The sequence below is a fragment of the Pacificimonas aurantium genome, from assembly GCF_020092905.1.
In the GTDB taxonomy this organism is placed as follows: domain Bacteria; phylum Pseudomonadota; class Alphaproteobacteria; order Sphingomonadales; family Sphingomonadaceae; genus Pacificimonas; species Pacificimonas aurantium.
The window spans coordinates 83,051-96,040 of sequence record NZ_JAGSGB010000004.1; the positions used below are offsets into that span (position 1 = coordinate 83,051).

The following is a 12,990-nucleotide window of genomic DNA, read 5'->3' on the forward strand; positions in this document are numbered from 1 at the left end:
AAACTCCCCTAGTTCATCTTCGGATCGGGCTTGCGCACGGCAAACTGTACGACCGCGCTTTCGCCCGAATGATATTCGCCCTCATCGACCGTGCGGGTAATCTCCCGGCCCAGAAGCTCGGTGAAGCCCTCGAACTGTGCGCGCAGTTCCTCGAGCGTGGGCAGCATGTCGGCGTCGGACGGACCACCCGTTCCCGGCGCCTCGAGCTGTGCCGGGCGGTAGGCCTCCAGCAGGAAGACTCCGCCGGGCCGAAGCCCTGCGCGTACCTGCTCGTGGACGAAGGCGCGCGCCTCGGACGGCAGATGCGCGAAGATCGACACGACGCCGTCCCAGCAGTTCTTGCCATGGGTGTAGGTCGCAAGGTCGGCCTGGAAGGTCTTCAGCCCGACATCGTGAAGCTCCGCCAGTTTCTTCGCCTTTTCGAGCCCGACGGCGGACTGGTCGACCGCGACCGGCCAGAAGCCCTGCCGTGCGAGGTAGACGGCATTGCGCCCCTCCCCCTCGGCCAGACAGAGGATGCGGCCCTTTTCCGGCAGGCGGCCATGCTCCTCGACAAGAAACTCGTTCGGCTCGGTGCCATAGGCGTAGCCACTGGCAGAATAGCGTTCGTCCCACATGGGTTTGAGATGTTCCCTAAAGCGTTTTTGCGAAGGCTTCGATGTCGTCCATCGAAACCAGGCTGTGCGTGTCGCGGCCCGGCGCGATGCGCTTGACCATGGGCGCGACGACCTTCGCGCCGAGCTCCACATAGGTCTCCGTGCCGTCGTCCGCCATGGCGAGGATGGACTCGCGCCAGCGCACCATGCCGGTCACCTGGTCGACAAGCAGCGCCTTCAGCCGCTGAGGATGGGTTTCGGACGCCGCCGTCACGTTGGTGACGATCGGAACGGTGGGGGTATCGAAGGCGATCTCGCCAAGCGCCGCCTCCATACGCTCCGCCGCGGGCGCCATCAGCGGCGAATGGAACGGCGCCGAGACCGGCAGCAGCATCCCACGCTTCGCACCCAGTTCCTTGGCCGCCTCGATGGCGCGTTCGACCGCCGCCTTGTGACCCGAGATGACGACCTGGCCGGGCGCGTTGTCGTTCGCCGCGACACAGACCTCGTCGCCCTCGCTCCCTGCGCGGGCAGCTGCTTCGGCATCGGCGAAGTCGAGCCCGAGCAGCGCCGCCATGGCACCTACGCCGACGGGCACGGCCGCCTGCATCGCATCGCCGCGCACGCGCAGCAGCCGCGCCGTGTCGCTGAGCCCGGCGACCCCGGCGGCGCAGAGTGCGGAATATTCGCCCAGACTGTGGCCGGCCGTGAAGCCGCCAAGCTGCGAAAAGCCGACGCCGCAGTCGCGCTCGAGGATGCGCAGGACCGCGAGCGAATTCGCCATGATGGCGGGCTGCGCATTGGCGGTCAGGGTAAGCTCGTCCGCCGGCCCCTCGAACATGAGGCGAGAGAGATTCTGCGAAAGGGCCTCGTCGACTTCGCCGAAGACCTCGCGTGCGGCGGGACTCGCCTCGGCAAGCTGTTTGCCCATGCCGGGCGCCTGACTTCCCTGGCCGGGAAAGAGGACTGCGCGGGTACCGCTCATGCTTGGCTACTTTCCGAATAGATGGACCGGTTTATTGCGCCGTCCGCTATGGCACTGCCGAGCGGCTTGCAAGTCATCGCCGGTTTGCTAGGCTTTGCGTCCGCTACATGCGGGTCGCAGGCAAGTCTTGCTTCGTTCCGGCATGTGTAAATACCGTCAAGAAACGTATGACCGACAGCAACGGACGCCCGGTAATTCGCTAGTCCGTACTGTGATGATTTTGGAGGGAAGACCGTTCGATGAAGATGATCCGGACCCTGGCACTGTGCACCGCCCTGTCGATGAGCCTGCCCGTGACGAGCGCCTTGGCCCAGGCCCTGTCGCGTGACGTCGGCGTGCCGCTGCAGGAAGCCCAGAGCCTGGCGCAGCGCGGCAATACCAGCGCCGCCATGGCACGCGTGCGCACCGCCCGCGGCGCTGCCGACAGCGCGCTCGAACGCCGCCGCGTTGCCGAAATGTCCGCCTATGTGAACACGGTTGCCCGCAATTACACCGCCGCCGCCCGCGACCTGGAAAGCATCGGCGCCCCGGCCTCCCGCCTCGCGCCGATCTATTATCAGGCAGGCAATTACGACAAGGCCATCGAGCTCGGCCAGCGCATGGGCGGCGAACAGGGCAACACCATCGTCGCGCAGTCGTACATCAAGCAGGGCAACTACCAGGCCGCCGCCGACCTGTACGAAAGCCTGATCGAGCAGAACGGTCCGCAGCAGAACCTGCTGGAGAACCTGGCCTCCGCGCAGTTCAAGCTGGAGCAGACCGAGGAATATCTGCAGACGATCGAGCGGCTGATCCGCCTCGATCCGACGCCGCAGCGCTGGTCGCGCCTGCTGAACAATCTGAAGAGCGACCTGACGACCCGCGACGCGCAGCTGGCGCTGTACAAGCTGCTCGGCCAGACGGACAATCTGAACCGCCCCGAGGACTATATCGAGTTCGCCAAGTTCGCGACCGTGGCCGAACAGCCGGGCGTGGCACTGCGCATCGTCGAAGAGGGCCTGGAAGCCGAGGCGCTGTCGCGCGAGGATCCGCAGGTGCAGAACCTGCTGACGCGCTCGCAGCAGCGGATCGAACAGGAAAGCGCGAACTTCGCCAGCATGAAGCCCGGGCCGGAAGGTTATTACCGGATGGGCAACATCTTCTTCGGTGCTGAGAATTACCGCGCCGCGGCCGTGGCCTACTGGCGCTCCTACCAGCAGCAGAAGGACATTGCCTCTTCGCCGTACCAGAATCAGGCGCTGATCGGCCTGGGCATCAGCGCTCTGCGTGCCGGCAACGCGGCGCTCGCGCGGAAGGCGTTCAACCTGGTCGACGAAGACAGCTCGTTCAACGAGGTCGCGGCATTGTGGGCGCTTTACGCCGACACGACCGGCGCCTGATGCACTGAACCGGGGCGCGCGCTGATCGCGGCCTCGGGCACCGGATCCAGATCCGGCTTGCCAGATCGGGTGCGCCATGCCATATGGCGCTTCGCTCGCGGCGGGGACCCTTTACGGTCTCCGCCGCGATCATTTTGTGAACGGGGCGGGCACCCTTACGGTCTCCGCCGCGATCATTTTGTGAACGGGGCGGGCACCCACACGGTCTCCGCCGCGATCATTTGACAGGAAAGCCGGAGGGGCCAGCGACTGCCGCTGGTCAGCGATCGGCAACAGGAGAGAGAGACAGATGCCGTTCTACGAGCATACGTTCCTGGCGCGCCAGGACCTGTCGACCGCGCAGGTGGATGCGCTGTCGCAGCAGTTTACCGAGATCATCGAGTCGAATGACGGTAAGGTCGCGAAGACCGAATATTGGGGCCTGAAGAGCCTCGCCTACAAGATCAAGAAGAACCGCAAGGCGCACTTCGTGATGCTGAACATCGATGCACCGCCGCCGGCGCTGCACGAGATGGAGCGGCAGATCGCCCTGTCGGACGACGTCATCCGGCAAATGACGATCCGCGTCGAAGAGCTGGAAGACGATCCCAGCGTCCAGATGCGCAAGGAAGAGCGCCGCGAACGCCGCGGTTCGCGCGACCGTTCAGACGACTAAGGAACCAGAGATATGGCACGCCCCTTTTTCCGCCGGAAGAAGTCCTGCCCGTTCAGCCGGCCGGACGCCCCCAAAATCGATTACAAGGACGTAAAGCTGCTGGGCGGATTCCTGTCCGAGCGCGGCAAGATCGTCCCCAGCCGCATCACCGCGGTTTCCGCCAAGAAGCAGCGTGAGCTGGCCCGCGCGATCAAGCGCGCCCGCCACATCGGCCTGCTTCCCTATATCGTGCGCTAAGGAGACGTTCCGATGGCAAACATGGATATCATCCTCCTCGAGCGCGTCGAAAAGCTGGGCAGCATCGGCGACGTCGTCTCGGTGAAGCCCGGATTCGCCCGCAACTTCCTGCTGCCGCAGGGCAAGGCACTGCGCGCGAACGAGCAGAACAAGGCGAAGTTCGAAGCCGAACGCGAGCGCATCGAACAGGAAAACGCCGCCAAGCGTACCGACGCCGAGAAGGACGCCGAGACGCTGGCCGGCACGCAGGTCGTGCTGATTCGGCAGTCGTCCGATTCCGGCCAGCTCTACGGCTCGGTCAATTCGCGCGACATCGCCGCGGCGCTGAGCGAGAAGAGCGGCCTGAAGATCGACAAGACCCAGGTTACGCTGGAAGCGCCGATCAAGACGCTGGGCGTTCACTCGCTGGTGGTCGCGCTGCACCCCGAGGTGCAGGTCGAGGTCGAAGCGAACGTCGCCCGCTCCGAAGACGAGGCCGAGTTGCAGGCGCAGGGCATCAGTGTCCTGGGCGGCAATGACGACGACGAGGCGCTGACCGAGTCCGAACGGCTGGCCAAGGAAGCCCTGGAGCGCGCCGAGCGCCAGGCCGCGGCCGAAGCCTCCGGCATCCCGCTCGACGAAAATGGCGAGCCGGTCGAAGGCATCGACGCCGAAGCGGCAGGCGATGCCGAGGCCGGTGACGCCGACAGCGGCGAGGCAGCCGAAGGTGAAGCCGAAGCCAGCGAAGAAGAAGAAAGCAACGCCGAAAAGGCGAGTTGATCTTTTACGCGCATCATAGCTGACAAGGGACGGCCGTCGCGGGAAACCGAGGCGGCCGTACCTTTTTCCGGGCAATTGCCGGAACCGGACTGACCCATATCGGTTGATATGATGATTAATCTGGATCAAAAAAACGTTAGCAGTTGTGAGGCATTTACAAGTACCGATCTTCGCGTTCCTACTCGCAGCCGCGCCGGCCGGCTGCGACTCGCCTGACGAGCCCCAAATGCAGACCGGCGATGTCGCGATCACCGACGAATTCGGCAACGAGCCCGAGGCCTGGCGCGCGGACCCTGCTCCGGAAGCCGCATCAGAGCCGTCCGACGCCGTTGCCGGAGGGAATCTGACCCGGCGTAGCTCTCCGCCCGCAACCGGCAATGCGGACGCGCGTACACGCTATGCCGATAACGGCGCTGCCAATGGCGGCGACGATGATGATGCCGACCGAGACGGGGCGGAGACCGGGACACCCTCCCCTTCGTCCGGAAATAGCGTCATCCAGTAAAAGGCGTCCGCGGATCGGGCCCTTGGCGACGCGCAAGTAGACCCTGCCGCGGGCCGCACGCTTGCAGGCAGGCGCGCTTTCGCTAAACGCCGCGCATGTGAGTACCGCCCTACAATCCGCGCAGCTGCTTCCCTATGAAGTCGGTTACCGGCCGCATGTGATCCAGTTCCTGACGCTGTCAGAGCGGGACTATCTGGACCAACCCTTCCTCGACCAGCGGCTGCTGCATGGGGGGCAGCGGCAGAGCTATGTCATCCCGCTGGAAAATCTGCCGGCGGAAAGCTTCGCACTGGCGAAGGATCCGGCGGTCATCTTCCATTTGGGGCATGTGGGTTCAACGCTGGTCTCGCGCCTGCTCGCCGAGGCGGACGCCGTCCTTCCCATCCGGGAGCCGCAGAGCCTGCGAACGCTCGCCACGACAGCGCTCGACCGGGCGGCACCACATAGTCTGATTTCCGAAGACGGCCACCGCCAGACGATCAGAGCGGCAGTGCGCCTGCTCGGACGGCCACTCGGCCAGCGAACACAGCCTATCGTCAAAGCGACGAGCTTCACGAGCCTGATGGCGACAGAGATCGCGCGCGAGACCGCGGCGCCGATCGCCGGCCTCGTCACAAAGGCCGCCACCTATCTGGCGACGATCTTCGGCGGCGACGCCTCGCGCAGCGAGACGGTCAATCTCTCGCCTCTACGCCGACGGGCGTTGGCGTGCCATCTGCCAGACGAACGCTTCGCCCTCTCCGACCTGTCGGATGGAGAACTCGTAGCGATGAGCTGGCTGTCCGGGATGCTCGATCTGGCCGGCCTGAAGGAAGCGGAAGGCAAGCGCGTGCTGCTGCTGGATTTCTCGGCGTTCCTAGAGGCCCCGGCACAGGGACTGTCGCGGCTGTCGGACCATCTCGGCCTCAGCTTCCCGCAGGAGGCGCAGCGCGCTGCCCTCGCAGGGCCGATCATGTCGCGCTATTCGAAGGCGCAGGACCACGAATATTCTCCCGCGCTGCGCAATCAGGTTCTCGAACAGGCCCGCGCGGCGCACGGCGACGAAATCGGCCGCGGCCTGAAATGGCTTGAACAATTGGGCGGGCGCCACGAGGCGGTACGCCGGGCGATCGAACTAGCCGGACTTTAGACCATGCATTTTCTACAAATAGACGACCTGCTGAACGCCGAGGAGATCGCCACGCTGCGACAGGTGGCGGCAAACGGCCAGTTCAGCGACGGCCGCGCCTCTAACCCCCACAACACGGGCAAGAACAACTTGCAGCTGCACGAGCCGAACGCCATGCGGCAGACGAGCCCGCTGATCCTGCAGGCGCTGGTGCGCAACCAGGAATTCATGGACTTTGCCTTTCCGAAGCGGATCGCGCCGCCGCTCGTCAGCAAATATGAGCCCGGCATGGCCTATGACGCGCATTCCGACACCGCGTTCATCAATGCCGGAAAGGAAATCATCCGCACTGACCTGAGCATCACCATCTTTCTGGGCGACCCCGACGAGTACGAAGGCGGTGCGCTGAAGATCGAAATGGGCGCGGGCACGTGCGAATTCCGCCTGCCGCCGGGCTGCGCGGTCCTTTATCCGTCGGACACGCTGCACAGGGTGACGCCGGTGACGCGCGGAGCGCGATTGGCCGCCATTACCTTCATCGAGAGCTTCATTCCCGACACGAAAAAGCGCGAGATGCTTTGGGAGCTGAACGAGCTGGTCGCCGAAGAAGGGCTGAAGATGAGCCCCGAAACGCATGCCCGCTTCCAGCATGTGCAGGACGGACTGCGGCGCATGTTCTCCGACGCCGCGCCCGGCGGCAGCTAGGGCGCGACGGCGGACCCGCCGGGCGACCCAGCCAGCTCATGACGCCACCTAGACCTCCTGTATGCGCCTGGCGGCCTCGTCGAGGATATCTGCGATGCGCTTCGATGTATCGGCGTCGAGCCGCTTTTCCCAGCCGCGAAGTTTCAGAGCAGCGGCAAGGTTGACGAGGCTTCGCGCGATCGGCGCATAGTCGCTGGAGCCCGAACTGGCGCCCGCAGCCCTGACCCGTTGCAGAAGCTCTTCCGTTTCGGTGCTGCGCTCCTCCAGATGCTCCCTGCCCTTTTCCGTCAGCGCATAGAGCTTGCGACCCTCCTCCGGACGCTCTTCCACCAGCCCCATATCGGCCAGCATGGTCAGCGTGGGATAGACGACCCCGGGGCTGGGCTCGTAGCTGCCCCCCGTCATCTGCCCGATCTCCTCGATCAGGGCATATCCGTGTTTCGGTCCGTCCGCGATCAGCGCAAGCAACAGATGCTGAAGCTCGCCCTGGCGCAGCAGGCGTGACCGGCCGCGCCCGCCGCCCCGGCCGCCGCGCCCTCGATGGGCGCCGCCGGAACCCAAGGTCCAGTCGGCAGCGAATTCCATTCCCATGTCGCGGAACATCCGGTTCCAATCCCCGCGCATCCGGCGGGAGCCGCGTTCGCGGCCATTATGTGAACGTCTCAAAGTCAATTCCTTTCGATGTGTCTTAGATATATCTAAACATATCGGTTAGCAATATCGAAAATGCCGTCGCTGGAGAAGGGCGGCCGTGATATGCCCTGCACCCGATGGCCGACCTGTTTGCCGATCCCGAAACCCCTTCCTCGCCTTCGCAACCCGCGGAGGACAGCGCGCCGCTGGCAGAACGCCTTCGGCCGCGGTCGCTCGAGGAGGTGATCGGGCAGGATCACCTGACCGGCCCCGAAGGGGCCATCGGCCGCATGGTCGCGGCCGGAAAGCTGTCATCGATGATCCTCTGGGGTCCGCCGGGGACCGGCAAGACGACGATCGCGCGGCTGCTGGCCGATGCGGTGGGCCTTCGCTTCGTAGCGATCAGCGCCGTTTTCTCGGGCGTCGCCGACCTGAAAAAGGCGTTCGCCGAGGCCCGCAAAATGGCCTCGGCCGGCAAGCACACCCTGCTCTTCGTGGACGAGATCCATCGCTTCAACCGCGCGCAGCAGGATGGATTCCTGCCCTATGTCGAGGATGGGACGGTCACGCTGGTCGGGGCGACGACGGAAAACCCCTCCTTCGAACTGAACGCGGCGCTGCTGTCGCGCTGCCAGGTCCTGCTCCTCAACCGCCTCGACGAGGCCGCGCTAGGCCAGCTGCTGTCGCGAGCGGAAGTCGAAGCGGGCGCGGACCTGCCGCTGACCGATGCGGCGCGGATGGCGCTGGTGGGCAGTGCCGACGGCGACGGGCGCTTCCTGTTGAACCAGGTGGAGACGATCTACAATATCGCCCCGGACAGACAGCTCGAACCCGAAGACCTGCGCAAGCTGCTGCACCGCCGGGTGGCTGTCTACGACAAGGACCGGGAGGGGCATTACAACCTCATCTCCGCCCTGCACAAATCGCTGCGCGGATCGGATCCGCAGGCCGCGCTCTACTATCTGGCGCGAATGCTGGTTGCGGGTGAGGAACCGCTTTACGTGCTCCGCCGCATCGTACGTTTCGCATCGGAGGATATCGGCCTCGCCGACCCGAACGCGTTGGTACAGTGCCTCGCCGCCAAGGATGCCTATGATTTTCTCGGCTCTCCGGAAGGCGAGCTCGCCATCGTACAGGCGTGTCTCTACTGCGCGGCGGCACCCAAATCGAACGCCGCCTACCGGGCGCAGAAGCAGGCCTGGCGCACGGCGAAGGAGACCGGCTCGCTGATGCCGCCGATGAACATCGTCAACGCGCCGACCAAGCTGATGAAGGACATCGGCTACGGCGCGGGATATGAATATGACCATGATGCAGAGGGCGGATTTTCCGGCGCGAACTACTGGCCGGAGGAGATGACGCCGCAGCGTTTTTACGAGCCGACCGACAGGGGCGTGGAGCGCAAGATCGCAGAGCGGCTCGCCGCATGGGACCAGCAAAGACGCCGGCAAGGCAAGACAGACTGACGGGAGAGATCAATGCAGGCCTTCGACACGCAGATCGACGAGGCGGACGGCTGGCGGGCAGGCCCGCTGCGCGCGCCGGCACAGATGCTGGCCGACCAGAAATACGACGGCCACAAGTCGATCCACGACGACAGCATGGCCGGCGACCTCGGCTTCAACGCGGGGCCGATCGAAGGTCCGACGCATTTCAGCCAGTTCGATCCGTTGGCTGTCGAGGCGTTCGGCATGGACTGGTTCAGGACCGGCTGCATCTCCTGCCATTTCCGCGCAATGGTCGTCGAAGGTGAGCGTGTCCGCGCCTTCCTGAAGAAGGAGGCGGAGGACTTCGCCCTCATTCGTATGGAGAAGGAAGACGGCACCGAGGTGCTGAAGGGAACGGCGAGCCTGGCCGGCGCGGACCGCCCCTCAGCCCTTCGCGAGCGTATCCAGACGGTCACGCCTCCCGAGCCGAAGATCATCCTGCGCGACGTCGAGGTCGGCATGACGCTGCCCCGGCAGACGGCGACGATGGGCCCGGATGAGCATATGGGCGACCTTTATCCCTTCACCCTGAACGAGAAGCTGGGGAAGATCACCGAGCCCTCGCCGCTCTACCGCACGAGCGCGGAGTTCGGGGGACCGGTCATTCCGATGGAGATGATCAGCGTCCTGGCGCACCACCTGCCCAAGGGATTTCCGGTGCGCGGCCCGGTTGTCGGCCTGTTCGCCGACCTGGAAATCGCGCTGCACGACGGGCCGCTGATCGCCGGCGAGCCGTTCGAGATCGAGCGCGAGGTGATCGCGCTGTCGGGAAGCCGGAAAACCGAAAGCGCCTGGATCGAAAGCCGCATCTATCGCCCCGGTGCGGCAGACCCAGCGGCTACGGTCCTTCTCAACAGCGCCAGTCTGAAGGGAAGCTTCGACGGTTATGAAGAGGAAGCCGTCGAGGCGGCCTGACGGCGGAAGGGGCAAGGAGCGACTGCAGGCGAGCCAGCCTTGGTGAAACGGAGGGCTAGACCCAGGCCAGCTCGAAATTGCCCCAGCGCCGCCCCTTCACGAACAACGGCACGAAAACGCTCTTCACCGCACGATAGCCGCCTTCATTCCCCGCCACGTCCTGACGGTAGGTGGAGATCATGAAGCTCTTCTCGTTCGCGACCGCGCGCGCGGTGGCGTCGTCCCAGAAGATGCGCCGGTTGCGGCAATTGTCGCTGTCCCAGTCGCGGTCACCGCGCGGCGCCTGGGATTTTTCCGAGATGTGCGTCGGCAGATAGCCGTTCACGTCGGTGCAGGCCGCCGCAGCGATACGGCGATCGCTGGCGGTAATGCGATCGATGATGGGCCGCACGCGCTTGTCTGCAAAGTCGTTGAAGCGGGTTGTGAACTGTTCCGGGTCGGTGCCGGGAACGGGCCTGTAGTCGGTGTCGAACACAGCCTCCAGGTCGAGGTCGCCGGCGTCCACTTCCCGTTCGATCAGCGCCCGCACCTCTTCCATCCCGGCGACCGCCTTCTGGATAAAGGGAGTGTCCTCGGTCTCGACATGGGTGTGCGACAGCTCGTCGTACATCAGGTTCGCGCGCATCTCGAGATCGCTGAGTCGCTGGTGCACGGTGACGAGTTCCGACCCGTTCGCGCGCGCATCCGAGCTGAACTGGCTGAGCGCGGCGTTCATCTGCTGGACCGCCGCGGTGATGGCGTCAGTTGCGCCGGCGATGCCGCTCGTCTCCTCATTCACCTGCCGCACATAGTCGCCGACTTCGGCAATCGCCGAGGAAATGGCCGAAAATTGCTGCCGGGTATGGGCGGCGCGTTCGGCACCGGACCCGAACTCGTCACCCGCGGCGCGGACCTCCCCCGCCAGTGTGCTGAGCGTGTCGTTGATTTCGGTCGTCGCGCTTCTCGTATCGGCGGCGAGCTTCTTCACCTCCTGCGCCACGACGGCAAAGCCGCGCCCGGCCTCGCCCGCGCGCGCCGCCTCGATGGTGGCGTTGAGCGCGAGCATATTGGTGTTGTGGGCGATCTGTTCGATGGTGCGCGAAACGCCGCGTGCGCGGTCCATGGCGGTGACGAAGCCGGCCATGCGTTCGCCCATGGTCTCGGCAAGCTCTATGATGGCGGCGAAGGCAGTCAGCGACTCCTCGATGACCTGCTGGCCCGATTCGAGCCGTGCGCGCGCCGTGTCGGTCAGGTCGCGCGCCTTTCGCGTTGACTCCGCGACCGCGACCTGGTCGCGCCCGAGCGTATTGGTGACCGACTCCAGCATGTCGAGCATGCCGAAATGTGCGTCGATCCGGTCGGCGACCCCGGCGATGTAGCCGGACGCATCGCTGACCTCGACAGCAAGGCCGCCGCAGTCGCCCGCGACCTTGCGCACAAGCTGGTGATCGTTCTGGTCCAAAGCAGCGTCCATCGCCGGCCCCCGTGAAACTTCGAGACCTGCCGTACGCGCAAATGGGTTGAAGAGCGGTTAACCTAGCCTGGAAAGACGCTGCACCGCAGCAGAGTTCGACCTCAGCGCAGCATCAGGCCGCCGTCCATCGACAGGCTCTGACCCGTGACGTAGCTGGCGCCCGGCGAGGCGAGAAAGGCGATACAGGTCGCCACCTCACGCGGTTCGCCCCAGCGGCGCATCGGAATCGCCTTCAGCAGGCGCTTTTCATAGTCGTCGCTCTGGCGTGCATTGGCCGTCATGCGCGTGCGGATGAAGCCCGGCGCGACCAGGTTCACGCGGATACCGTCGGGCGCCCATTTGTCGGCGAGTGCGCGGGTCAGCCCGAGGAGGCCCGCTTTCGACGCGGTATAGGCCGGCGTTTCCTTGAGGGCGAGGAAGCTGGAAAGCGAGCCGGTGTTGACGATGTTGCCGCCCGCCTTTGCCAGCGCATCGTGAAGCGCCGTGCTGAGGCGCATGACACCGTTCAGATTGACGTCGATGACCGCCTCGAAGCCCTCGGGCTCATATTCGTCCTGGCGGCCCATGCCGGCATTGTTCACGAGGACGTCGAGACTGTCGAAACGCGCTGCCAGCGCCTCGATGTCGGCGGGCTCGCCCATGCGGCAGCGCACATAGGTCATTCCCGCCAGGTCCTCGCCCTCATATTCGGAGGCGGCGTCACGCGTGCCGGTGATGGTGACCTTCGCGCCCTCGTCGCGAAACAGTGCCGCGGTCGCCTGGCCGATCCCCTGTGTCCCGCCGGTGACCAAAACGGTCTTTCCCTGCATCCAGCTCATGCGGTCGATCCTCCGTCAACGATGATATCGGTTCCCGTCGTCCAGCGGCTTGCGCTGGAGGCGAGCAGCAATATGGCCCCGGCAATGTCCTCCGGCTGGCCGATACGGCCAAGAGGAATATGCTTTTCTATGCCGCTTTTCCGGTCCTCATCTTCCCAGCTGATCGAGGTCAGCTTCGTCTGTACGAGGCCGGGCGAGACCTGGTTAACGCGTACCCCGCTGCGCGCATAGGCAAGGGCGAGGCTCTTAGTCAGCGTCAGCACGCCGCCCTTCGACGCGCCGTAAGCGGGCTGGGCGATGGTACCGCGATGGCTGGCGACCGAGCCGATATTGACGATATTGCCGTCGTCGGCTTCCGCCAGCCTGGGGCGCAAAGTCTCGCAGAGCTGGAACATACCGGTCAGATTGGCGGCGAGGATTTTCTCGAAGTTGCCGACCTCGAACTCCTTGCGCCCGTACATGACGGTTCCGGCCGCGTTGATGAGGATGTCGAGCCGCTCGAACGCATTGCCGAGCGCCGCGACCCCCTGCCTGTCCGCGGTGTCGAGACGGTGGAAGGAAAGGCCCTCGAGCCCCTCATATTCGTCCGCCGACGCGCGTGTGCCGGTAACGGTTACCGTTCCGCCCGCATCCCGAATGGCCCGGGCCGCCGCGCGGCCGATGCCGCTGGAGCCGCCCACGACGAGGGCAGTCTTGCCGCTGAAGTCGAGTTTCATAGGGAGCCGTCTAGCGCCCCTCCGGCATCCTCGCCCCTC

At 65.1% G+C, this 12,990-nt stretch carries 15 protein-coding genes; 9 read left to right on the forward strand and 6 right to left on the reverse strand.

Annotated features, from left to right (window positions below):
- Positions 1 to 8: 8 nt before the first annotated feature.
- Together KCN53_RS14715 and fabD are read right to left on the reverse strand one after the other, a co-directional pair.
- Positions 9 to 617, reverse strand: a complete 609-nt coding sequence (locus KCN53_RS14715; RefSeq protein ID WP_088713099.1) for a class I SAM-dependent methyltransferase — start codon at positions 615 to 617, stop codon at positions 9 to 11.
- A 16-nt stretch (positions 618 to 633) separates the two neighbouring features.
- Complete coding sequence (gene fabD, locus KCN53_RS14720; protein WP_088713100.1) at positions 634 to 1,581, reverse strand: ACP S-malonyltransferase; 948 nt, start codon at positions 1,579 to 1,581, stop codon at positions 634 to 636.
- A gap of 239 nt (positions 1,582 to 1,820) precedes the next feature.
- Here fabD and KCN53_RS14725 point away from each other — a divergent pair, with 239 nt between their 5' ends.
- The 7 genes from KCN53_RS14725 to KCN53_RS14755 all read left to right on the forward strand — a co-directional run bounded on the left by KCN53_RS14725 (position 1,821) and on the right by KCN53_RS14755 (position 6,929).
- On the forward strand, positions 1,821 to 2,960 hold the full coding sequence (locus KCN53_RS14725; protein ID WP_088713101.1) for a tetratricopeptide repeat protein: 1,140 nt from the start codon (positions 1,821 to 1,823) through the stop codon (positions 2,958 to 2,960).
- A 289-nt stretch (positions 2,961 to 3,249) separates the two neighbouring features.
- On the forward strand, positions 3,250 to 3,615 hold the full coding sequence (gene rpsF / locus KCN53_RS14730; protein WP_088713102.1) for a 30S ribosomal protein S6: 366 nt from the start codon (positions 3,250 to 3,252) through the stop codon (positions 3,613 to 3,615).
- Between the two features lie 12 nt (positions 3,616 to 3,627).
- On the forward strand, positions 3,628 to 3,852 hold the full coding sequence (rpsR, locus tag KCN53_RS14735; RefSeq protein ID WP_088713103.1) for a 30S ribosomal protein S18: 225 nt from the start codon (positions 3,628 to 3,630) through the stop codon (positions 3,850 to 3,852).
- 21 nt (positions 3,853 to 3,873) lie between these two features.
- Positions 3,874 to 4,611 (forward strand): 50S ribosomal protein L9, encoded by a 738-nt coding sequence (rplI, locus tag KCN53_RS14740; RefSeq protein ID WP_088713499.1) that lies wholly within the window; start codon positions 3,874 to 3,876, stop codon positions 4,609 to 4,611.
- Between the two features lie 226 nt (positions 4,612 to 4,837).
- Positions 4,838 to 5,116, forward strand: coding sequence for a hypothetical protein (locus tag KCN53_RS14745; protein WP_088713104.1), 279 nt, complete (start codon positions 4,838 to 4,840; stop codon positions 5,114 to 5,116).
- A 97-nt stretch (positions 5,117 to 5,213) separates the two neighbouring features.
- Positions 5,214 to 6,245, forward strand: a complete 1,032-nt coding sequence (locus tag KCN53_RS14750) for a hypothetical protein (protein WP_143712252.1) — start codon at positions 5,214 to 5,216, stop codon at positions 6,243 to 6,245.
- Between the two features lie 3 nt (positions 6,246 to 6,248).
- Positions 6,249 to 6,929, forward strand: a complete 681-nt coding sequence (locus KCN53_RS14755) for a Fe2+-dependent dioxygenase (RefSeq protein WP_088713106.1) — start codon at positions 6,249 to 6,251, stop codon at positions 6,927 to 6,929.
- Between the two features lie 48 nt (positions 6,930 to 6,977).
- Here KCN53_RS14755 and KCN53_RS14760 read toward each other — a convergent pair whose 3' ends face one another.
- Positions 6,978 to 7,595, reverse strand: a complete 618-nt coding sequence (locus KCN53_RS14760) for a PadR family transcriptional regulator (protein WP_143712253.1) — start codon at positions 7,593 to 7,595, stop codon at positions 6,978 to 6,980.
- A 104-nt stretch (positions 7,596 to 7,699) separates the two neighbouring features.
- Between KCN53_RS14760 and KCN53_RS14765 the strand changes: the two genes are divergently transcribed.
- On the forward strand, positions 7,700 to 9,028 hold the full coding sequence (locus tag KCN53_RS14765) for a replication-associated recombination protein A (RefSeq protein ID WP_088713108.1): 1,329 nt from the start codon (positions 7,700 to 7,702) through the stop codon (positions 9,026 to 9,028).
- A 12-nt stretch (positions 9,029 to 9,040) separates the two neighbouring features.
- Complete coding sequence (locus KCN53_RS14770) at positions 9,041 to 9,964, forward strand: hypothetical protein (protein ID WP_088713109.1); 924 nt, start codon at positions 9,041 to 9,043, stop codon at positions 9,962 to 9,964.
- 55 nt (positions 9,965 to 10,019) lie between these two features.
- On the opposite strand, the gene KCN53_RS14775 is transcribed toward KCN53_RS14770, so the two are convergent.
- The 3 genes from KCN53_RS14775 to KCN53_RS14785 form a co-directional block, all read right to left on the reverse strand.
- A complete protein-coding gene (locus KCN53_RS14775; RefSeq protein ID WP_088713110.1) occupies positions 10,020 to 11,417 on the reverse strand; it encodes a methyl-accepting chemotaxis protein in 1,398 nt (465 codons plus the stop codon).
- Positions 11,418 to 11,518: 101 nt separating this feature from the next.
- Complete coding sequence (locus KCN53_RS14780; protein WP_088713111.1) at positions 11,519 to 12,235, reverse strand: SDR family NAD(P)-dependent oxidoreductase; 717 nt, start codon at positions 12,233 to 12,235, stop codon at positions 11,519 to 11,521.
- Positions 12,232 to 12,951 carry an SDR family NAD(P)-dependent oxidoreductase gene (locus KCN53_RS14785; RefSeq protein WP_088713112.1) on the reverse strand — a complete coding sequence of 240 codons (720 nt, stop codon included), beginning with the start codon at positions 12,949 to 12,951 and terminating at the stop codon, positions 12,232 to 12,234. The genes KCN53_RS14780 and KCN53_RS14785 overlap by 4 nt, the downstream gene beginning before the upstream one ends.
- Positions 12,952 to 12,990: the final 39 nt, after the last annotated feature.